This is a genomic window from Coleofasciculaceae cyanobacterium, assembly GCA_036703275.1.
Classification (GTDB): Bacteria; Cyanobacteriota; Cyanobacteriia; order Cyanobacteriales; family Xenococcaceae; genus Waterburya.
On sequence record DATNPK010000076.1, the window covers coordinates 22,757 to 43,895 of the forward strand.

General features: G+C 39.1%; 26 protein-coding genes. 9 read left to right on the forward strand and 17 right to left on the reverse strand.

What is annotated here, in order from left to right; genetic code table 11:
• Positions 1-3: 3 nt before the first annotated feature.
• Both V6C71_13680 and V6C71_13685 read left to right on the forward strand, forming a co-directional pair.
• Positions 4-852 (forward strand): TniB family NTP-binding protein, encoded by an 849-nt coding sequence (locus V6C71_13680; GenBank protein HEY9769523.1) that lies wholly within the window; start codon positions 4-6, stop codon positions 850-852.
• The gene (locus V6C71_13685; protein ID HEY9769524.1) at positions 849-1,355 is read left to right on the forward strand and encodes a TniQ family protein; all 507 of its coding nucleotides are present in this window, start codon (positions 849-851) and stop codon (positions 1,353-1,355) included. The genes V6C71_13680 and V6C71_13685 overlap by 4 nt, the downstream gene beginning before the upstream one ends.
• A gap of 172 nt (positions 1,356-1,527) precedes the next feature.
• Here V6C71_13685 and V6C71_13690 read toward each other — a convergent pair whose 3' ends face one another.
• The 5 genes from V6C71_13690 to V6C71_13710 all read right to left on the reverse strand — a co-directional run bounded on the left by V6C71_13690 (position 1,528) and on the right by V6C71_13710 (position 6,254).
• On the reverse strand, positions 1,528-1,746 hold the full coding sequence (locus V6C71_13690; GenBank protein HEY9769525.1) for a restriction endonuclease subunit S: 219 nt from the start codon (positions 1,744-1,746) through the stop codon (positions 1,528-1,530).
• A 95-nt stretch (positions 1,747-1,841) separates the two neighbouring features.
• Positions 1,842-2,732 (reverse strand): sugar phosphate nucleotidyltransferase, encoded by an 891-nt coding sequence (locus V6C71_13695; GenBank protein ID HEY9769526.1) that lies wholly within the window; start codon positions 2,730-2,732, stop codon positions 1,842-1,844.
• A 22-nt stretch (positions 2,733-2,754) separates the two neighbouring features.
• On the reverse strand, positions 2,755-3,876 hold the full coding sequence (locus V6C71_13700) for a THUMP domain-containing protein (GenBank protein HEY9769527.1): 1,122 nt from the start codon (positions 3,874-3,876) through the stop codon (positions 2,755-2,757).
• Between the two features lie 338 nt (positions 3,877-4,214).
• Complete coding sequence (locus V6C71_13705) at positions 4,215-4,778, reverse strand: GAF domain-containing protein (protein HEY9769528.1); 564 nt, start codon at positions 4,776-4,778, stop codon at positions 4,215-4,217.
• 249 nt (positions 4,779-5,027) lie between these two features.
• Positions 5,028-6,254: an MFS transporter gene (locus tag V6C71_13710; protein ID HEY9769529.1), complete on the reverse strand. Its 1,227-nt coding sequence runs from the start codon at positions 6,252-6,254 to the stop codon at positions 5,028-5,030.
• Positions 6,255-6,406: 152 nt separating this feature from the next.
• Here V6C71_13710 and V6C71_13715 point away from each other — a divergent pair, with 152 nt between their 5' ends.
• Positions 6,407-6,757 carry a hypothetical protein gene (locus tag V6C71_13715; GenBank protein HEY9769530.1) on the forward strand — a complete coding sequence of 117 codons (351 nt, stop codon included), beginning with the start codon at positions 6,407-6,409 and terminating at the stop codon, positions 6,755-6,757.
• A gap of 158 nt (positions 6,758-6,915) precedes the next feature.
• Here the strand turns inward: V6C71_13715 and yidD are convergent, their stop codons facing one another.
• The 5 genes from yidD to V6C71_13740 all read right to left on the reverse strand — a co-directional run bounded on the left by yidD (position 6,916) and on the right by V6C71_13740 (position 10,828).
• Positions 6,916-7,152 (reverse strand): membrane protein insertion efficiency factor YidD, encoded by a 237-nt coding sequence (yidD, locus tag V6C71_13720; protein HEY9769531.1) that lies wholly within the window; start codon positions 7,150-7,152, stop codon positions 6,916-6,918.
• Positions 7,153-7,214: 62 nt separating this feature from the next.
• The gene (locus V6C71_13725) at positions 7,215-8,846 is read right to left on the reverse strand and encodes a polysaccharide biosynthesis tyrosine autokinase (protein HEY9769532.1); all 1,632 of its coding nucleotides are present in this window, start codon (positions 8,844-8,846) and stop codon (positions 7,215-7,217) included.
• Positions 8,807-9,457 carry a hypothetical protein gene (locus V6C71_13730; GenBank protein HEY9769533.1) on the reverse strand — a complete coding sequence of 217 codons (651 nt, stop codon included), beginning with the start codon at positions 9,455-9,457 and terminating at the stop codon, positions 8,807-8,809. Before V6C71_13730 ends, V6C71_13725 begins: the two co-directional genes overlap by 40 nt.
• Positions 9,405-9,695 (reverse strand): DegT/DnrJ/EryC1/StrS family aminotransferase, encoded by a 291-nt coding sequence (locus V6C71_13735; GenBank protein HEY9769534.1) that lies wholly within the window; start codon positions 9,693-9,695, stop codon positions 9,405-9,407. The genes V6C71_13730 and V6C71_13735 overlap by 53 nt, the downstream gene beginning before the upstream one ends.
• Before the next feature lie 35 nt (positions 9,696-9,730).
• The gene (locus tag V6C71_13740; GenBank protein HEY9769535.1) at positions 9,731-10,828 is read right to left on the reverse strand and encodes a glycosyltransferase family 4 protein; all 1,098 of its coding nucleotides are present in this window, start codon (positions 10,826-10,828) and stop codon (positions 9,731-9,733) included.
• A gap of 229 nt (positions 10,829-11,057) precedes the next feature.
• On the opposite strand from V6C71_13740, the gene V6C71_13745 reads away from it, so the two are divergent.
• Positions 11,058-11,990, forward strand: a complete 933-nt coding sequence (locus V6C71_13745; GenBank protein ID HEY9769536.1) for an ABC transporter ATP-binding protein — start codon at positions 11,058-11,060, stop codon at positions 11,988-11,990.
• Between the two features lie 245 nt (positions 11,991-12,235).
• Here V6C71_13745 and V6C71_13750 read toward each other — a convergent pair whose 3' ends face one another.
• The gene (locus V6C71_13750) at positions 12,236-12,598 is read right to left on the reverse strand and encodes a DUF1815 family protein (protein HEY9769537.1); all 363 of its coding nucleotides are present in this window, start codon (positions 12,596-12,598) and stop codon (positions 12,236-12,238) included.
• A 135-nt stretch (positions 12,599-12,733) separates the two neighbouring features.
• Positions 12,734-13,498, reverse strand: a complete 765-nt coding sequence (locus V6C71_13755) for a hypothetical protein (GenBank protein HEY9769538.1) — start codon at positions 13,496-13,498, stop codon at positions 12,734-12,736.
• A gap of 156 nt (positions 13,499-13,654) precedes the next feature.
• Here V6C71_13755 and V6C71_13760 point away from each other — a divergent pair, with 156 nt between their 5' ends.
• A complete protein-coding gene (locus V6C71_13760; protein HEY9769539.1) occupies positions 13,655-14,413 on the forward strand; it encodes an ATP-binding cassette domain-containing protein in 759 nt (252 codons plus the stop codon).
• Between the two features lie 24 nt (positions 14,414-14,437).
• On the opposite strand, the gene V6C71_13765 is transcribed toward V6C71_13760, so the two are convergent.
• Entirely contained in the window at positions 14,438-15,205 is a 768-nt protein-coding gene (locus V6C71_13765) for a response regulator transcription factor (protein HEY9769540.1), read from the reverse strand.
• Between the two features lie 216 nt (positions 15,206-15,421).
• On the opposite strand from V6C71_13765, the gene V6C71_13770 reads away from it, so the two are divergent.
• The gene (locus V6C71_13770) at positions 15,422-15,685 is read left to right on the forward strand and encodes a DUF6761 family protein (protein ID HEY9769541.1); all 264 of its coding nucleotides are present in this window, start codon (positions 15,422-15,424) and stop codon (positions 15,683-15,685) included.
• A gap of 219 nt (positions 15,686-15,904) precedes the next feature.
• On the opposite strand, the gene grxD is transcribed toward V6C71_13770, so the two are convergent.
• From grxD to V6C71_13785, 3 genes are all read right to left on the reverse strand, one after another.
• Entirely contained in the window at positions 15,905-16,228 is a 324-nt protein-coding gene (gene grxD, locus V6C71_13775) for a Grx4 family monothiol glutaredoxin (protein HEY9769542.1), read from the reverse strand.
• 143 nt (positions 16,229-16,371) lie between these two features.
• The gene (locus tag V6C71_13780; protein HEY9769543.1) at positions 16,372-16,623 is read right to left on the reverse strand and encodes a BolA/IbaG family iron-sulfur metabolism protein; all 252 of its coding nucleotides are present in this window, start codon (positions 16,621-16,623) and stop codon (positions 16,372-16,374) included.
• 171 nt (positions 16,624-16,794) lie between these two features.
• Positions 16,795-17,457, reverse strand: coding sequence for a hypothetical protein (locus tag V6C71_13785; protein HEY9769544.1), 663 nt, complete (start codon positions 17,455-17,457; stop codon positions 16,795-16,797).
• 187 nt (positions 17,458-17,644) lie between these two features.
• Between V6C71_13785 and V6C71_13790 the strand changes: the two genes are divergently transcribed.
• The 3 genes from V6C71_13790 (at position 17,645) to V6C71_13800 (ending at position 20,138) form a co-directional block, all read left to right on the forward strand.
• A complete protein-coding gene (locus V6C71_13790) occupies positions 17,645-19,030 on the forward strand; it encodes a phospholipase D-like domain-containing protein (GenBank protein HEY9769545.1) in 1,386 nt (461 codons plus the stop codon).
• A gap of 222 nt (positions 19,031-19,252) precedes the next feature.
• On the forward strand, positions 19,253-19,573 hold the full coding sequence (locus V6C71_13795; GenBank protein ID HEY9769546.1) for an Asr1405/Asl0597 family protein: 321 nt from the start codon (positions 19,253-19,255) through the stop codon (positions 19,571-19,573).
• Positions 19,542-20,138: a (2Fe-2S) ferredoxin domain-containing protein gene (locus V6C71_13800; protein ID HEY9769547.1), complete on the forward strand. Its 597-nt coding sequence runs from the start codon at positions 19,542-19,544 to the stop codon at positions 20,136-20,138. The genes V6C71_13795 and V6C71_13800 overlap by 32 nt, the downstream gene beginning before the upstream one ends.
• 2 nt (positions 20,139-20,140) lie before the next feature.
• On the opposite strand, the gene V6C71_13805 is transcribed toward V6C71_13800, so the two are convergent.
• Complete coding sequence (locus tag V6C71_13805; protein HEY9769548.1) at positions 20,141-21,034, reverse strand: LysR family transcriptional regulator; 894 nt, start codon at positions 21,032-21,034, stop codon at positions 20,141-20,143.
• Between the last annotated feature and the right edge of the window lie 105 nt (positions 21,035-21,139).

Here is a 21,139-nt window from a genome sequence, read left to right on the forward strand (position 1 = left end):
ACAATGACTGAAGCTAAAGCGATCGCCGATAAATTAGGCAAAATCGAATCAGATGAAGAATGGGTACAAAAAGAAATTGCTCGTCTAAATCGTAAAAGTACAGTAGCCCTAGAACATATTAAAGAATTACATGATTGGCTAGATGGAAAGCGCAAATCAAGACGATCTTGTCGGATAGTAGGAGAATCAAGAACGGGGAAAACAATTGCCTGTGAAGCTTATGTTATGAGAAATAAGCTGAATAAAAAGCCTCAAGAAAGACAAAGTAAAAATCAAATTCCTATTGAGCCTATAATCAAGATTATGCCTCCACAAAAATGTGGTGCTAAAGAGTTGTTTCGGGAAATCATTGAGTGTTTAAAGTTTAGGGCTGTCAGAGGTAGTATTGCTGAATTTAGAAATAGAGCAATGGATGCTTTGCAAGGGTGTCAGGTAGAGATGCTGATTATTGATGAGGCGGATCGCCTTAAGCCTGAGACGTTTTCTGAAGTAAGAGATATTTATGACAAGTTAGAAATTGCTGTAGTTTTAGTAGGAACAGATCGTCTGGATGCAGTAATAAAAAGAGATGAGCAGGTTTATAATCGCTTTCGGGCTAATCGTCGCTTTGGCAAATTGGCAGGAATAGATTTTAAGAAAACAGTGGTGATTTGGGAGGAAAAAATTCTCAAACTTCCTGTTGCTTCCAATCTAACTAATAAGACTACACAAAAAATTTTGCTGACAGCTACTGAAGGCTATATCGGTAGGCTTGATGAGGTTTTGCGAGAAGCTGCGATCGCATCTCTGTCTCAGGGATATCAGAAAGTCGATCCCAAGATTCTTAAAGATATAGCTAGGGAGTACTCATGAGTGATACTAATGAAGTTGAACCTTGGCTGTTTCCTATCGAGCCGTATGAAGGAGAAAGTCTGAGTCATTTTCTGGGAAGATTCAGAAGGCGCAATCATCTTTCTCCTAGCGCATTGGGAGATTTGGCAGGTATTGGTGGAGTTGTTGCACGTTGGGAAAGGTTTCACCTTAATCCTTTTCCTACAGTTCGGGAGTTTCAAGCTTTAGCTGAAGTTGTAGGAGTCGATAGCGTCAGGTTAAGAGCTATGCTTCCACCAAAAGGGATGGGGATGAAATGCGAACCTATTCGTATATGTGGGGCTTGTTATGGGGAAGTTCCTTGTCATCGGTTGGAATGGCAATATAAATCTGTTTGGGAATGCGATCGCCACAAATTGAAGCTCATTTCTAAATGTCCTCATTGCCAAGCTAAGTTTAAATCTCCTGCTTTATGGGAGTTTGGTTGTTGTCATCGCTGCCGTTTGCCTTTTGCAGAGATGGCAGAGTATCAGAAAAATAGCTAATTTTTATGTATTTTTAATAGATATTTCAATCAATGCCTCGAATAAATTTGATTTTCCTGTTCCGTTTTTACCAACAAATACATCTATAAAACTATTTTCATTAAAAGACAGGTTAAAGTCTTTTAGGTTTTTATATTCACTAATATACACAGATTTTAACCGCATATTTTCCCTAGATAGCTGCTATAACTTCATTTAAGAGAGCAGTTTGTTTTTCGGTTTGATTTGTTGATTGTGCTTCGAGTCGATCGCATAATGCCATCAGGCGATCGACTTTGGCAACGATGCGCTGTTGTTCTGGTAGTGGTGGCAGGGGAATTAAAGCATTTCGCATATCTCCAACATTAACGTGTTTTGCTCCAATTCCTTTATGTAGCTCAAGAAGTCTCAATAAAAATGAAGGGTTCGATAATGTAAGTTGTCTTTTGCTCGAACAATACACACAACAATTTTATGACCTCAAGTTAAAACTTTAATCGCAGTCGGCTACTTGCTACTGTTTTGATAATAATCAATTATTGTTTGGCGATAGAACAAAGGCATTCCCGTATCATAGTATTGTCCTTTGACTAAGTAGGCGATCGCCCCATTTTCGGCTCTTAGTTTATCCAAGCAGGTTGTTAATTGAAATTCGCCTTTAAAACGTTCATTGTTGGCGATCTCTGAATCCAATAAATTGAAAATAGCGGATTCCAAGATATACATTCCGAAAACTCCTAAAAATCGATCTTGGGGCATACCTGAGACTTGCAAATGTTGCCTGGCATACTTTAAGGTGGGCTTTTCATAAATCTGAGCTATTTCTAAAATCGAATCGGTTTTCCACTTACCGCCAACACATCCTGCTTTGTGAATCACATCGGCATCCATCACGGTAATACCGATAACGCTTGTACCTAGTTCTTGATAAATATTTACCATTTGCGCTGCGCAAGAATCATCGTCAGAAGTATAGACATGATCTCCTAATAAAAGTAAAAAGGGCTGGTTGTCCACCCAATCACGGCTGCAAAAAACAGCATGACCAAAACCTTCTTGGTCACTCTGAGTCAAAATTGTAATGCGATCGCCAATAGTTTGTAGATATTCCGTATAGGCTCGATTTTCTGATGATAATTTCTGCCATAATTCAGGTTTGGGCGGAGATTTTAACAGATCGTTAAATAAATCGCGATCGCTCTTTTGCACCACAATTGCTACTTCTTCAATCCCGGCACTAATCGCTTCTTCTACTATAGCCAGGATAATTGGCTTGGCTCGTCCATCTTTGTCAATGATGGGAAACAATTCTTTTTTTAGAGCCTTGGTAGCAGGATACATCCGAGTACCAAAACCCGCAGCAGGAATTACTGCTTTACTTACTTTCTTACTAGACATAGTAAATGGTTACTAATTAGGCTCAATACATTTCATATTTCAAAAGAGTACAGGGAATTGCGCCGTTGTACAGTTTAATGCGCTTAGAAGTCCTGAGTCCGACGTGCTTGGAAAGCTTCATGCTACCCGTCAGAATATATGCTGTCCAGCCTCTAAATCTCTGTTTAAAAATATCTCCTAGCTGTTTATATAATTCTCCTAATTCCGCTTCTTTGCCCAATCTTACGCCATAAGGAGGATTACAGACCAAAACTCCACGATCTGCTGGTGCTTCGATAGTAGAGAGTTCCTGACGGGCAAATTTAACATAGTCTTCTAGTCCAGAACTTTCCGCGTTGACAAAGGCTTGCCTAATCACGTTCATATCGCGATCGCTGCCAATAATCGGCACGGCAAGATCGTGTTTTTGGCGATCGCTAGCGTCTTTAAGTAAACTCTGCCACAAATCGCGATCGTAGTCTAACCAGTTTTGAAATCCAAAGTCGCGATATAAACCTGGGGCAATATTTAAAGCTTTTAGGGTGGCTTCAATTGGTAAAGTACCGCTACCGCACATCGGATCGAGAAAGGGTAAATCTGGTGTCCATTCCGCCATTTCCAGTAAAGCTGCGGCTAAAGTCTCTTTCATCGGTGCTGCGCCAATTGCAGGGCGATATCCCCGACGATGTAAACTTGAACCTGAACTATCTAGGCTAATAATACAGTGCTTTTCGTCAATATGGGCATTAATTAGCAGATCTGGGTTTTCCGTATCAACGCTGGAACGTTTCCCTCCTCTGCGTTTTTGCCAATCTGTGATGGCGTTTTTGATTTGCAAAGCAGTAAAATGAGTATGATTTAGATTTTGATTCTTACCCGTACAGGTAACAGCCAGAGTCATATCTGGATCTAAATATTCTGACCAATCTAGCTTTTGCACGCTACGATAAAGCTCCTCGCCGTTGAAACTTTTTACTTTAGCGATCGGCATTAAAATCCGAAAAGTAGTCCTTGTCCAAAGATTGGCTTTGTAGAGTAGTTCTTTATCGCCCTTAAAGTGAACCCCGGTAAAGTCTGGGCGAACCTCTTCTGCACCGATACGTACCAATTCTTGTGCAGCAACCTCTTCTAAACCGCGAGATACTGTAGCAAAATAATTATTCATGCGCCCGATGTGAGTTGGCTTCGTTTTGATTGATGCTCAAAAATCTTTGACTCTTAGCTTTTAGATTATTGTAGGTGAATCTGGGATACAGATCATACAACAGTTTTTGATTGGGTAAACCACATTGATTTGTCTGAGTAATAAATCCTTTAGGACTGCTTCTTTAAGCTATGCCCTAAAGGACTCCTAAAGGATACACCTTCGGATATAGCTTCGCGTCGCAAATAATAAGTTTTACTCAACTGAAATTCGCTGTAAGGAACTAAGTATGGGGATCTATTCGCCTAAAAATTAAAAATCTCTTGTTTAATCTCAACCTTAATCAGAATTAATCAGATTTAATTGCCAATGAATTGCTGTTTTCTTTGAGAGCGATCAATTTCTTTAGTTAAACATTCTCGCAAATAGCGACGATTATATAGTCCAGTCAAAGGATCGCGCAGACTTTGATATCTCAGTTTTTCCTGAAGTTTTAAATTGGCAAAAGACATCGCAATATTTTGCGCGACGGTTTCTGCTAAGTCTTGAATTGATTTATTAATTGTTGCAGAATCACTGAAACTCAAATACAGCATTCCCAATGTTTCTCCTTTAGCAATCATTGGTAAACAAAGAGTAGGAGTTAAATTAGTCTGACAGTCAACATGAGAACAATAAAGTCCAGAAGTATGAGGATGGGAAATATGGGAATTTCCTCTGCGCAATGACCAACATTCATTTGGCTCAAAGCTAATGTTACTATTAGATACTCCCCAAACGGCGATCGCCTGAAATAAATTTTTGCTATTGTTCATGAGATATACTGCACCGTGAGCGTTAGGAAATAATGGCTGCAATAAATCGGTTAACGCTGTCTCAGCTTCTTGGATAGTTAAACAAGCTTGCAGAAATTCGTTCTTTATGCCATGATTCTAAAGTTTTGACTTGTTCAACTAATTCCAGGTTAGGTCTGGCTGATTCTGACTGATTTTTTTAGTTTCGGTAATATCTTGGGTAACGCCTAATATTTGTATTGGCTTGCCAGTATTATCTCTTGAGATTTTAAAACAACTGTTGCACAAATAATGCAGTATCAAATTATACTGTTTTAATCAAGTAGTAAGCTGGTAAAATAATGTTTAATATTTATTGCCAGTTAAATTTTTAGCTATTCATCTAACTGCTATTAACCGTTTTAAATACTGTAAGATCCCCATACCAACAAGTATAGAGGTGGCACAACTAAGCCAAAAATAATTAGTAAACTGGGGATGATCTAATGCCCAACCTCCCAGTGGTGGGCCAATAAAGTAGCCGATCGCCCAACACTGAGAATTAATCGAGAGATATACTCCTCTCAAGGATTCTGGTGCTAAATCTGCTACTAAGCTAGATGCAATAGGGGTATAAGTCACCATTCCTAAAGACATTATTCCTAAGGTCAAAACTGCCCAGTTCAGAATATAATCGCTCCTAGTTCCTGTTACCCAAACAAAAAGAAAGGCGATTCCCCAAAGTAATAGCGAAAAGCTTAATCCAGTAATGCGACTGAATCGATTTAGCATCCAGGCTGCGGGAAGCTGGCAAATAGCAGCAAAGGCAATGTGCCAAGTAAACAGACCGCTAATGACCTTTTCTGAAAAACCCGTACTCGTATCAGACAGTTGCACAAAATTTTTCAGATAAAGAGGCATGGTGCTTTGTACCTGAGATAGATAAATAGTAAACAAAATATTGACCAAAACAAATACCATCAAAGCGCGATCGCGTAACGCCAAAGACCAAGCGTTTTGATTAACTATTGTTGATTGGGGTTTAAATTGATAAGTTTCGGCGATCGCAAAGTAAATTACGGCAAAAAAGATGGCAAAAGAAATTCCATCAATAACGAATAAAGCTCGGTAATTGCCAGAGTTAGCAATTAAAGCTCCTCCTAACACCACCCCCAAACTCAAACCTAAACTATCAGCTAATCGAGTAATGGCGAAGGCTTCGTTACGTTGTTCTGGGCTAGTTAGATCGATAATTGCTGCTTCAGTAGCTGGCCAATATATTCCAATCCCGAAACCCATCAACAGATTGCCTAAAACTAAGGTCGAAAAATTTGCTGCTAAAGATAAAACCACGTCTGCCAGTACGGATATGGCAGCAGAAGCCAGCAATGTTTTTCTGCGTCCCCACCGTGGAGAATCTGCGCCCTGCCCACCTAAAAATCTACCTACAACTCCTGAAACAGAAGCACTGCCCAAAGCTACGCCAACCAAAGTAGAAGAAAGCCCGACCTGATTGACAAAAAAGATCGGTGCATAGAACAAAGTAAAGCCTGACCCAATTTGGGATAACAATCTGCCTGCTGCTAAAATCCAAACCTTGAAATTAAAATTTAATATTCGGGACATAAAATTATTGCTCGTCGCTCATTCATCATGGATCGATTCCTAGTCATACTGCTAATTCTGAACAAAAACTGCATAAAAAAATAGACCAGTCGTAACTAGTATCTGTAAGCAAAACACACTAACTCAAACTTACTAATACGAGGTCTACAATCATGAAGAAATCCACACTAGCTTTTCTAACTACAGTTATCGCATTCGCTCCTTTAACTGCTTTTGCCCAAGACGCTCAAACTGGCATTCAAACTAATACCAACTCGGCTGCTGCCGTAGGTGACGCTAATCTAGTCCTGCAAGATGCTGACCAAGCCAACTATCAACAACAGCTTAACTTAGATGCCTACGGTGTACCCGCTACACCAAATGCCCAAACATCTGTACAGAGTGGAGTTAATGAAGCTGCTGCTGTAGGTGGTTATAACATCATCGATCAGCAAGGAACTCAAACCAACGTTCAAGATCAAGCTGACGTTAATCAGTATATTCCTTCCGACCTTCAGTATTAAAGTTATCTCCAGTATTAATCATCACTAAGAAACCGATAAGGGCAGGCTGCTGCCCTTTTTTGATTTGACGAGATCGCCTTAAATTGTCTATTTTACTGTTAAAACTCAATCCGAGTAGTCAAGAATTTAAATACGTCTAAAGTTTGGTTGAAATTACGTTATTTGGAATTAGAAGCTCGATCCGAAGATGGTACAGGGTCGTAACCTCCAGGATGAAAAGGATGACACCGCAAGATGCGACCAACGGCTAACCAACTACCTTTTATCGCTCCGTAAATCGCGATCGCTTCCATAGCATATTGAGAGCAAGTGGGTTGGAAGCGACAAGTAGGAGGAAACAAAGGCGAAATTAGCTGGCGATAACTGCCGATTAGCCAGAGCAAGATAGTTTTCATTAAAGATTTATGCGTCGCTAGAGGAATTACCTAATACATTTAATTCAAACATAATATTTATTTTAAATGCGAGAACCAGCGTTTTTTCTAGTTTCCAATACCTGTTGATATTGGTGAAGCATTTCTCGGCGTTTTTCTAGGTTTCGTTTCTGTCCTACTAAAGTTTCATCAAGCATTCTCTTTCTTTCCTGCTCCTGGCTTAACTGACTATCCGAATAGAACAGCTCGTTTTCACTAGTAATATTGGCTTTTCGCTGAAGATTTTTTACCTTGTGACGCTGTAGCAAAAGTTCATCTTCTTGTTCATTTACCAGTTGAGTCAAATTGAATAGATCTTGCTGGAGGTGCAACACCATTGCTTCTAGCTTGTCTAAAGGAGCTTGCTGTAGTTCGGACTCATTTAAATTGCTAGCCAGCTTATCTTTCTTTGATTCCATCGCCCAAGTAGAAATTGTCTGCCACAACGCTTCTTCATTAGAAGTCTCTGGTGCTGTGCCTAGCTGAAGAACGCTTGGTTTCTCTTCAATGGCATAGTAAGAAGAGTGCGAATCGAATTGAGGAACAACACCATTAAAGACAATTCCCAAAATATTGAGTCCCGAGCGAGCCAAAATTTCTTTAGTATAGGTTGCTTGAGAGCGCTCCACAGAACCTGGTCGAACAACTAGTAATACTCCATCAGCTATACGACCCATAATTGGCGCATCAGCAGTTAAATCCAAAGACGGTGTATCAAAAATTACAAAGTCGTAGCGTTCTGACCAATAGTCCATCAACATTCTCATTCTTTGAGAATCTAGTAGAGTAGCAGGATAAGGGGTTATGGTACCAGAGGTCAGTAAGTCAAGGTTAGACATGACTTCTTCGATGGTTATCTTAGGATCTAATTGTTCTGCAACAACATTACTTAAGCCTTTATCGTTACCAGTGTTCCAAATACGATGTTGCATTGGTTGGTGAAGATTAGCGTCAACCAGCAGAACTTTATTTCCCACCTGAGCCATAGATGCTGCTAAATTCGCAGCTACGGTAGATTTTCCCTCTTGAGGCGCAGAGCTGGTAATGACAATACTCTTAACGGAGCGCTCTGAATTCAAAAACTTAATATTAGACTGCAACATCCGATAAGACTCGCTTAGTGGTAGTGAAGGAAAATTTCTCACCACTATTCTGGGTATAGATGCGTCTTGATTAGATTCTGGCAGGCTTAAGGGTTTGATTTTATCAATTCCAGGTATTACCCCTAGCCAGGTGTAACCGTATAGCTGTTTGGCTTCTTCGATAGTTTTGATGGATTTGTCGCTAATTTCTAGCAGATAAATTACTCCCGCTGCTGCAAGCAGAGCTAGAGAGCTAGAAGCAAGATAACCAACTGCGCGGGAAGAAACAGGTTTAGTAGGAACAACCGCATTAGATATTACCCTTACATTTCCAGGATCTTGGCTTTGCGCTATTCTAACCGTTTGTAGCTGTTGCCATAAAACTTCGTAAGTCGATTCAAACGATCTTAGTTCCCTCGATAACTGCTGCAATTTTTGTTCTAATTCAGGCACTTTGTCGATTTTATCCGGACGATCCTGTTCTATTTCGGTAAGACTCTCAACTTGCTGGCTTAATCCAAAATTACTAGCTTCAAGCTTGATCAATTCACTAGTCAGCTCATGTTGAATTTCACCAGTTTTGATATTCTGCACGATATCTTTTGCCGCCTTGCCACCGATAGATACGGTTGTTTACCCAGCAGTTTTTCTAAAGAGTTTACCTGCTCTTTTAGCTCAATTACGTTAGGACTGTTGGGCGTAAAACGAGCCTGAGCGATCGCCAAATCTGATTCCGCGCTTTGTAGCTTGGATAATGTTTCTCTAACCTCAGGAGACTGGCTAACCGTAGCTAAGACTATAGCCTGCTCTGCCGTCAAACCTAAATTATCTTGAATATAACCAGCCTGAGAATTAGCATTTGCCATTTCTCCTTTGGCTTTAGCTATTTCTGCCTGTAGTTCTTGCATACCTTCGATTAAAGCTTTGGTATCTTCATCTGGAGAGACAAATTCATTAGATTCTTTAAGTTGGCGTATTGCAGCTTCAGTTTTTTGTAAAGATTGCTCCACCTTGGGCAATTGTTCTTCTAAGAATTCTCTGGCAGATATTGCTTCAGCTTTGTTAACCACCAAGTTATTATCTAAATAGTTTTTGACCAGCGTATTAACTACTTTTGCTGCCTGTTCGGGATCTTGACTTATGTAAGAAACCTTAAGAATATCTCTGTGGGGCTGGCACTGGCAATAAAGGTAAAGGTAAAACAAAATACCTCATCTCCAGCCTTAACTTAACTCCAATCAACTTCAAAGCTAAATATAGTGCAGCCGTACCAGATGACAACGCAGTAGCATATTCCGCTCCTACTACCTGAGAAAATTCTTGTTCAAAAGCATCGATATTATGGCCAACAGGAGCCACCCAATTGGTATCAAAGGCTTGTTGAACAAACTTGAGTTTCTGCTGACTGATGTGGGGCGTTGATAAAAGTATGGGCTGTTTCACTTAATTATTTTGCATACTGAATAAAGCAATATGTTTTAAGACTTTTGCGCGATCGCTTCTTGATAAGCTGCAATAGTTTTGTTATACATATGTTTAAACGTGAGTTGAGATTCATATTTCTGGCGAGCCATAATGCCCATGCTGATTCTAGCTGACTCATTTGCGATCAGATAATTTAGCTTTTGTCGTAACATTTGGCGATCGCCGCGGGGAATTACATAGCCCGTTTGCCCATCAATAACAATTTCTTTGACCCCACCAACATTAGAAGCAACCACGGGTAACCCCGCCCGCATCGCCTCAATAATCGTACAGGGCAGCCCTTCCCAGTTGGAGATTAAAGCATAAATTTGTACCTGGGCTAAAATTTGCGCTACGTCCTGGCGAAAACCTAGAAAAGTTACTTTCTGATTGATTCCTAGCTGCTCTACTTTTTGGCGGGTTTTTACCAAACCTGGGCCATCTCCCACCAAAATTAATTCTGCATTCACGTCTTTAAAAGCTTCGATTAAAGTCAAATGATCTTTTTGTCGGTCGAAACGAGCAACCATCGCTACTTTAACCGGTTCAGATTGAGTTGGATTAGCTCTCAAATTGAAAACAACATCTTTCATGCCGTTATGAATCATTACTAGTTGCCGCGAGTGAATACCAGCTTTTAAACCAATTTGGCGATCGTATTCGGAGACACAGATTATTTTATCGGCCAGAGGTACAGTTAGTTTTTCTAGCCAACGATAAACACTACGGTGAGGTTCGGGAATACCTGTGGTAAAAGACCAGCCGTGAGCAGTGAACACACAAGGCACTTTAGTGATTTGACTAGCCAAACGCCCCAAAATTCCAGTTTTGCTTGAATGAGCCGCGATTAGATCTGGTTTAAATAAACTTACTATATTAAGGATGTAGCGTAAACTTTTGCCGTCTGCAACAGGGCTAATTCGCTTCTGCAAGTATTTGCAGGCAACTGATTCTATACCTGCTTGTTTTAAATCTTCATTGTAGATGCCTTGCTCTCCAGTAACAATCATTACTTTATGCCGATTTTCCTGTAAAGCAATAGCCAAATCTTTGACGTGTACTTGAGCGCCCCCGATCGTATCTGCTCGAGTAATTATAAATAGTATATTCATGTTTTTATAAAAAAAAATTGAAAAAATTAAGTTAACTTACTGTAATGATCATTACAGTAAAATAATCTGCAACGATATTCTATGTTGTTTTGATAAATTGCCCAAAATAAGGCGGAGATAATTGTAAAAAAAAGACAATTTAAGGGAACTATATAGGGAAAATATACTTTCTAAGCGACTGTTGTTTATGCATTCTGCTGATTTATCACCCACTTTTTCTCGCGATTCGATGCCAGTAGTTCAAACCTGGAATCTGGGTAAAACCTACCGAACTGGCTTTTGGATGAATCAAAAAATTGAATCGCTAAAAAACTGTTCTCTAACTATTTATCAAGGAGAAACTTTTGGTTTATTAGGTCCTAATGGTGCAGGAAAAACTACTTTACTAAAAACTTTACTAGGTATTACTCGTCCGACTACTGGTAAGGCGGTTATCTTAGGTAAACCAATAGGCGATCGCACCGTCAAGCAAAAGATTGGCTATCTACCTGAAAATGCTTATCTTTATGATTTTTTGACTGCTTGGGAATTTTTGGAATTTATTGCTGGACTATTTCAAATACCGAAGCATAAACAGCGTCAACGTATTGTCGAATTACTCGATCTGGTGGGACTAGCTCAGTCTACCGCCCGTCAAAAGAAGCTCAAGCAGTATTCTAAGGGAATGTTACAGCGGGTGGGGATGGCACAGGCTTTAATTAACGATCCCGAAATTGTCTTTTTAGATGAACCCATGTCTGGACTAGATCCGATGGGTCGTTATCGAATGCGAGAAATTGTTTTATCGCTCAAGCAGCAGGGTAAAACGATTTTTTTTAATTCTCATATTTTGTCCGATATTGAACAAATTTGCGATCGCATTGCTTTTTTAGCTTTAGGAGAATTAATCTGCCAAGGTTCTCTCGATGAATTACTGGGTACTACTAATGCCTATCAAGCTATTGTGTCGGGCGGTAATTCCTTAACCCTAGATCCGTGGTTGACCAATTTAACTCAAGAAAATAATTATTGGCACGGACAATTAAAAGTCGAACCCAATCAATTCGTCGCTCATCTAAATGATGTTGAAGCCCAGTTAGTCAGTATTCATCTAGCCAGGCCTTCTTTGGAAGAATTTTTTATGCAGCAACTGCGAGATAGAGGCATCGAAGTCAGTCGATAAAGTTAACAAGGTCAACGCGCAGAGCAAGTAGTCACTTGACTTTTCATACTAAGTCCTGTACAGATATACCATTTACAAGTCAAAAGTCAGAAGCTTTTTAGCCTAGTTAAAACTACTTACCAAAAGTGGATTTTCCCAACCAAATCTAGTACCATAACCTGATTCAAAAACGTCTAAAGCGTAAATAACCCCAACTAGCTGTTTAGTTAGGGTATTTTTGTCTGATTATCGGTCATTGAGAATAACTAAACATTTTGCAAAGTTGGCGAATTGTCTGACTCAAGTACTTGAGATGCCGATGACTGTACCTGGTATTTAATCAAATCTGCTAAATCCTGTAGTTGGTTAATTGCTTCAGCACCTTCTAACTTCATTAGTTCGCGGTCATCTCTCATTTCAGTCCAAGTAATCCCATAGTCTGAGACTAAAAACCGGATCAGATGCTCATCTCTCAAACTGACCATAAAAGAAGCACTATTCATTTCGCCACCGCAGGTATAGCATGATGCTAAATAGCCTCGATTTTCAAATGCGATCGCTAAAGCCTGAAGAGTCATCACTAAATCCTTGACAAATTGACGATGCTGTTCTGCAAGTCTTGTAAACACTTTGTTCCTCCGAACACCTTAAATTTTCTTGTAACCGGTCGGGTATTTTTTTGTACTTTTTTAAGTTTATTTTCAGCACCCTTTTTTGCCGTTGAGCGTAGCTTTCATTCAGTGTAGCTAATTTTTAACAAAACTTTATGTGTCATTTGATTCAATTAAAGGTTTTAGCAGAAAATCGCACAAAGGAACCACGGTTTGATTGCTTAATAAAGCTTCAATACTCAGCTCAAATTCCGTTGGGATGCCTGCAATTGCTAGAGAAAACTCAAAACCGCTTTGACTAGCAGTTGGAATATCAGGATACTGCTGTATAACTATCGGACGACGCAATTTAACAGGAGTTTCTAATAAACTTTCATTTTGATACATAACTCGCACGGTTTTAGCTGGCGACTTTTTACCTAATACCCATCCTTTGACCAAGATTGCTCCTGTAGTAATCGTCAAATTGACGTTCGGCGTAATAATTCCAAAACCCCATAAAGTTTCAAAATCTTTTTTAGGCAGAGTTTTTTTAATGTCTGTAATTTGAATTGGAGTTTTAAGCTGCTGTGTCCAATTTTGAGCAATGGCTAATTGCTGCTGTACAAGCTTAAATTGAGATTGAGTGAAATCGAACTCTTTTTGCTGCTCAAACAATTGTTTTTTGTAGCGTTGAACTTCGGCTTGAGCTTGCTGTAACCTTTGCTGCGTTTCTCCTAACTCTATTTGAAAACCTTGATTGATTTGTAGCTGGGCTTTTGTCTGTGCTAGTTCTTTTTGAGATTTTTGCCAATCAGCGCTCAATTTTTCTAGCTCAGACTTGATTTTTGGCACTTTAGCTTGTGCCTGCTGTGCCTGTTGTCGGTATTTTTCTAAATCTCCATCAGAAAACCAATTTGCAAGTTTTGTCAGCCTCAAATTTTTACTCCTCTGGCAATAGTGGTTAAATCACAAACTCTTAGCTTATCGGTAAACGGGGATTTAATGTGTCAACTCTCCGTAGCGGACTATAACCTTAAAATGCGGTCAGTTAAATTTTAGCTTAAGATCTGAAATATTCTGATGAGATAAGCTATGAGTGATCGCCATGTTCCGCCCGTATTACGTTTAGAACAAGTCAGTCTTCAGGCAAACATTGGCTCAGATTATTTATTGCGGAATATTTCGTTCCAAATTCAACCAGGAGAAAAAGTAGGAATTATCGGAGCATCAGGTGCAGGAAAAACTTCTTTGCTGAGACTGCTTAATCGTCTAGTTTCTCCAAATAGCGGTGAAATATACGTTCAGGAACTGCCGTCTCGGCAGCTAACATCAGTTCAACTGCGTCGTAAGATCGTTCTAGCTGCACAAGAGCCTAAATTACTGGGAATGAAAGTTATTGAGGCGTTAAGCTATCCTCTAAAACTACAGCAACTACCAGAGTCGCAAATCCGTGTCCAGCTCGATACTTGGACAGGCTTATTGCGTATTCCCTCAAAATGGTTCAACAAAACGGAACTACAGTTATCTTTAGGGCAAAGACAGCTGGTAGCGATCGCTCGCGCTTTGATGATGCAGCCTCTGGTAATTCTTTTAGATGAGCCAACATCAGCTTTGGATATTGGTCTGGCGACTCACTTATTAACTGTATTAAACGAATTAAATCAGAGTCAAAACACGACCATTATTATGGTTAACCATCAACTAGAGTTAGTCAGAGGTTTTGGCGATCGCCTTTTGTTTATCGATCGAGGAACATTAGCAGAAGATCTCCCCGCTACCGAATCAAACTGGCAAAAGTTACGCCAAAAAATAAAGCTGTTACAGGAGCAACAGGAACAAGATTGGCTTTAATTAATGATTAATCTTTAACTGAGGTTATATTTGACGAGAAAAACGAGTTATATTGGCAGGGGCGAGCGCTGGTAGCTTATTTTCTCGGGAGTTTTTTTCGGTTTCAATTAACTCAGGATTAAATCGATAGCCTACATTACGAACCGTTTGAATGATGTTGGGCTGTCGTGGATTAAATTCAATTTTTTTGCGCAGCGATAGTACATGGGTATCTACAGTACGTGGATTATCAATAGCATCGGGCCATCCACGCTGTAATAGTTCTGAGCGACTTAAAGGATTCCCTTCAGCTTGAGCCAAAACATAAAGCAAACTAAATTCTTGCGGTGTTAATTCAATAAAATTACCTTTCAACTGTACTCGTCGCTGTGCCAAGTCAATTTTAAGATCTTTACATTCCATAGACAGGGGAACAGAACTAGTCAAGCGACTTCGTCGCACTAATGCCTCAACTCGCGCCAAAAACTCTTGCATCCCAAAAGGCTTGGTTAAATAATCATCAGCACCACTTTTCAACCCTCTCACTATATCTTGCTCATTGCTTCGAGCCGATAACAAAAGAATCAACGACTTTTGCTGTTGGAATAACCAATGAGATAATTCCAATCCATCTCCATCAGGTAAATCAGAGTCAATAATCATTAATGTTGGCTGATGCCGATAAAAAGCATCTCGACCCTGTTGCAAACTAGCAGATTGGCTAACAACATAACCTGATTGTTGCAGATGCCAACCTAGTAGCGAGCGTAAGTGAGGATTACTTTCAACTATAGATATATGTGCTGAAACCACTTTTGCCTCATTAAATTTAGGGAAAATTCCTATAAGAATAAGGCTAACAGAGGCTTCGATTGGATTTTGTAGCGATGGATACGAGTCATCAGTACTAATAATTCTCGAAAAAAATGTGATTGTTAAAAGCCAACACAGTAAAATAAGAAAAGATATAAAACTTAATAAGAGTTTAATTCCTACTAATATATTAAGTAACACTAACGAATAAAAGTCATGATTCTTCAAAATCCTCAAACCATTAGACATTACCAAAAAATTACAGACGGCATGGTCGATCTGTGGCGCAGACGTTATAGTTTCGAGGAAATTAGACTGTATCTCGATGGATACATTGCCTGTCTACGGAACAGCGACTTTGTGGAACAATATCATATTCACCGCCTGGAAGAACAAGCATTACGCTTTTTAAGAGATCCCTCTAACTTTGAGCTATCATCACCTCAAACTCAGATGGAAGTAGACACTGATTATTATTAAATATTTAATCTAGATTGGCGGCGTTCGTATTAAACGTTTTTTAGCTTTAAGCGTTAAAAAATTAGCTTGTGTATTCTGAATGTAGTAAAGTTATTTGAAAATTTGATGGTTATATTTATAGAGCTATAGAGCTATCTAACAAAATAAAAGACGACTAATATGTATTAGTCGTCTTTTGCTTACGTCAAATTAGCAGTTTTGAACCAGCTGAGTTGGACTTTAAGAAGCTAATGCTACTTCTGCCATCTGTTGCAATTCTCCAGTTTGGTACAGCTCGATCGCAATATCTGAACCGCCAACAAACTCTCCATCAATATAGATTTGCGGTATTGTGGGCCAGTTGGAATATTCTTTAATTCCTTGACGTATTTCTGGCTCGGCTAAAATATCGACGGTTTCGTAGGGAACACCCAGAGTATTCAGGATTTGCACTACATTATTAGAGAAACCGCATTGGGGCATGAGTTTCGATCCCTTCATAAATACCATAATTTTGTTTTCATGAACTAAGCGATCAATTTTTGCTTTTACTTGAGGTGTCATAAGTTTTAATTACCTATTTTTCTTAATTTACTAAAAACGCCAGTGATAATTCGTAGCGATTAATTTGGTTAATTGTACTAAGCTGTCAAACAGTTAAATGATTAAAGTGGGCATTCAACATGTTTTAAATTTACAGTTTAATTTTATACAGCTTGGCCAATAGCCTGCCAAGTTTCAGGAGTATAAGTTTTGAGAGACAAAGCATGAATTGTTTCTGATGCCATTTCTGCTTGTAATGCCGAATATACCATCTGATGCTGTTTGACTCTAGTTTGACCAACAAAATCAGGCGAGATAATTATGGCTTCAAAATGCTGTCCATCGCCGACAACTTTGACTTCGGCACGGGCGAGCCTCTCTTGAATCATTGTTTGTACTTGTTCTGGACTAATCATGATTGGTTTAGTTGGTTTAAACAGATTGATTTGAAAATCGATCGCTCTTATCTAATTGAAGAGCGATGACGTTTGCTAACGATCTCTATTTTACTTTTAAATCTAGGTCAAGATGTTCAATTATTATGACCTTAATTTTCCTCTAGTCTGATCAAGAAATTTTACTACTAACTACTCAGGAGTATCTGGAGGAATTGGTGGCTGTGGAGTTGAAGTAGGAGGTTGTCCTTGAGTCGGAGGTTGAGGATTAGCAGGTGGCGTTTGAGGAACGGGAGGCTGGGGAGTATAGGGAGTATCGACAAAGCCAATTTCTAGAAGCTGTTCGTAGGCTTTTCTTCCTAGTCCAATACCAGGACTTTGGGAAGTAACAATTTGCACTAATAAAGGAATCGATAGCTCGGGCTGATTTTGCGATCGATGTACTAGGGCTAGCTGATAAGTGGCTTTATCCCTCTCAATGCTGGTATCTAAAGCTTTTTTACGGTGAGATTCGGCAGCAGCATTATCTAATCCTGTAAAGCTATTAAATAGCTGGAGGTAAAAATTGGATAGCTGATTGAAAACTTGTCGCGCACTCTGCAATTTCTCGACAGCAAGATCGTACTGCTGAGCATCAATAGCTTGATCTGCTTCCTTCATTAATTTATTGCCTCCTTCGATGCTAAAAACACTGTCAGACTGCGTCGGAGTAGAAGTATCTGAATCAGGAATGCTTGGCGTGGGTTCTGCTGGAGCATCTGTCTCTGCCTGTAAGTTAGTGGGAAACCCGATGGACAATAAGCTCAGAAATAACAAATAACGCGCACTACGGTCAATAATATTTAGTTTTGGCATAAGTTTATATATCTTGGTTCTTTCTCGCCATTTTAAATAAGAGAATTAGACTTCAGGTATCTTATCACCCAATAATCATAGTGTCAGAAGAAGAAAATGCCACTTTTCTTGTTTAGAGACTAGTTGATTTTAAGTTAGTCCGCTTATGGTAGAAAGGTTTGTTTTTAAAGCAGTAGACTCTTGATTTATGTATCGCTTAAAATGGATCTTTTGGTTCGGCTTTGCTTTGACTATAGCCTGTTCTCAAAACTCTCAACAATCGACTAACTTACCACAAGACGAATTTATTCAAGTTTATTTTAATCACCGAGAAAGCAAGACTCAAACTTATAGCGATCCTTACCGTAAAATAGAACGTCAGGGAGATAATTTAGAATTAGTAATTATTCAAGAAATCGCAGCAGCAAAGTTTACTATTGATCTGGCTGTGCATGAGCTTAACCTACCATTAGTTGCCCAGGCTTTGGTAAAAAGCCAGAATTCTGGGGTACAGATAAGAGTAATTTTAGATAATAATTACAGTCGTTCGTTAAGCAAATTAAATTCGTCAGAAATTGACCGCTTAAATCAACGCGATCGCCAGAAATATAATCAGTTTTTTCAACTAGTCGATCTAAATCAAGACAACCGCTTAAGTTCTGCCGAAATTGCCCAACGAGATGCTTTAGTCATATTAGAAAATGCTGGTATTCCCGTAATTGATGATACTGCCGATGGCTCGAAAGGCAGTGGTTTAATGCATCATAAATTTATGGTTGTTGATCGTAAAACGATAGTGACTGGCTCAGTTAATTTTACGCTAAGTGATACGCATGGCGATATAGATAATCCTGAAACTAAAGGAAACGTGAATCATTTGCTCAGAATTGAAAATACTGAGGTGGCTGATTTATTTACTGAAGAATTTAACTATATGTGGGGAAATACTCCAGATGCAATTAACAGTAAGTTCGGTTTACGAAAGCCTTGGCGATCGCCAAAGACATTTATTTGGCAAGATACTCAATTTACGCTACAGTTTGCTCCTACTTCTGCTAGTCTGGATTGGCGTTTTAGTACCAATGGTTTGATCGACAAAACAATTGATAGTGCTACTAAATCTATCGATCTAGCTTTGTTTGTTTTTAGCGAACAAGAGATTGTTGATACTCTACAGCAAAAGCACCAGCAGGGTATAGAAATCGCAGGAGTATTTGACTCTGGTTTTGCCTATCGTTATTACAGCGAGGTACTTGATATGCTGGGCGTTACTTTGTATCTAGGTTGTCAAGCTGAAGCTGCTAATAATGCTTGGAGTAATCCCCTGAACACAGTTGGCATAGCACAGTTGGCTACAGGTGATAAACTTCATCACAAGTTTGCACTTATAGATAATCAAACAGTAATTTCAGGATCGCACAATTGGTCAAAAGCTGCTAATACAAACAACGATGAAACTCTAATTATTATTAAGAATTCTTTGGTGTCTCAACATTTTGCTCAGGAGTTTCAACATCTCTATAGTTCAGCATTATTAGGTTTATCTGCCAAAATTAACTATAAGCTAGAGCAGCAACAGCAAAAATGCAGTTGATTAAGATTAGAGCTTCAGACTTTCAGCCCAATATACCAAAGCTGCGAAATATTAATCTATTAGGCTAGCAAGACTTTTGCCACACTTAATTTTTGAAATCTATTGACAAATATTATTGATTAGTGTTTATAATTTTGTCAGGTCAATTAATTGACTATTATTTTCAATAAGCTAATTAGTTGATTCCTTCAAGCAAAACACTTAAAACACAGGAAATCTGGGATGAGCGATCGCACCTCAAAAAAACTCAACGCTTCCGAAAATGAAAAGCAGCCGAGCCGTATACTGACAATTAAATGGGCTTATCGGTGGGATGTATTTCGCCGTTTAAAATCATTAGAAATTGATTGCCAATGTTCGACTAATGAACCTTTATTAGTCGATGTATATAGCCCGACTACTCTAATCCAGATTTGGAGTGTAGTCAGACAATTTAGCGCCGAACGTCACGAATTAATTGATTGGTTGGATAATTGCTGGTATGTGCAATACGATCATCAAAGTAGGCAAAATGAATTTATTAATCATAATGGCAAAAGTTAACCACATATCTGGGTTTAATTTTCAAGGCAAGCTAAGTAAAATCTCTTTTAAAAAAAACAAGATTAAATACATCAAGCTAGTTACAAATGAGGGCAAATATTGGCTTAAAATCCCTAAAAACCTAAGAGAGAAAATTGCTGGTTTATCTCCTGGGTGTCAACTAGAAGTAGCAGGAAAATCTAAGCAGCATCCAATAACGGGCAAAACTAAATACAAAGCTGAAACCGTCGTGCTAGTTGCTCAAAAGCCAGCTGCTTCGGTTAAAACCAAGGCAGTTTCTCTGTTACCTGTATTTGACAGCAAAACTAAATCGAAAGCCAAGGTGCTAGTTTGCCAAAAGTCGAACTGCTGGAAAAAAGGAGGCAAAAAAGTTTGTCAAGAGTTGGAATCTATACTAAGTGATCGCGGATTAACTAAGGAGATTCCGATTCAGAAAACAGGTTGTCTCAAACAGTGTAAAAAAGCTCCAGCATTAGTAATGATGCCAGATAAAGCTCGTTACAACCAAGTAAAGCCCCAACAGGTAGAGAAAATGGTAGAAAAACATTTAATTGCCGATAGCTAAAATTAGATCTGGCTTAAATCAATTTGTTTGAGAAAATCGATAAATGCCCAAACTGCATGAGACAAGTCAGCATCTTTGGGAGTTGCGACTACCACAATTCGCTGTAGGGGCTTAGGTAACTGGCAGACGGTAACACCTTTGGGAATGTGAAATACAGATAGCTGCGGTAAGATAGCAGCTTCCGATCCTGTTGCTACTAGGTTAACAATAGTGTCGCTTTCGCGGACTTGTTCGGTGGGCTGAAATTGATAACCCTCTACTTCAAAGTAATGTTCGATCTGTTTATAACAACTGTTTTGGCTGGGATAGGAAATAATTGGTAGATCGAGCAATTGTGTCCAGCTAATTTTAGGGCAATCCATCTGGGCAACTAAATTTAGGTGAGGTGGCAAAAGAACAACATAATTATCCCGCAGCACTTCAATAGTTTCTAGATCTTTAGAAGTCGGCAAGATCGTAAAGCCAAGATCGGCTTTGCCTTCATAAACCATTTGCTCTACTTGAGGACAATCTTTTTCTTCAACAATTTTGATATCGATCTGGGGATGCTTAATTTTAAAACAGGCTCTAATTTTTGGTAATAGTTGCGCAGATGCACCACGAAAAGCCGAGATTCTAACTGTTCCCCCTGATAAACTTTTATAGCGGTTGGCTTCTTGCTTAATATCCTCAATCGACTGTAAAACGCGATCGCAATGCACTAAGACACCTTCTCCTGCTGGGGTAAGATTTACGCCTTTTTTGCCCCGAAACAGTAGTTGAATTCCTAAGTCGTTTTCTAAGGTAGCGATTGCATGACTAACAGTTGGCTGTGTCAGATCTAACTCTACTGCTGCCTGACTAAAATTACCACATCTGGCTACTGCTACAAACGACCTTAATTGGGAAAGTTTCATTGGGGAAGATTTTCACAAGTTGTTCTTAATATAGCCAATTTCTCACTCGATAATCTGTTAAAAAACCTTTATAACAAGTGAACTATAGATTAGGACATTAGCTAA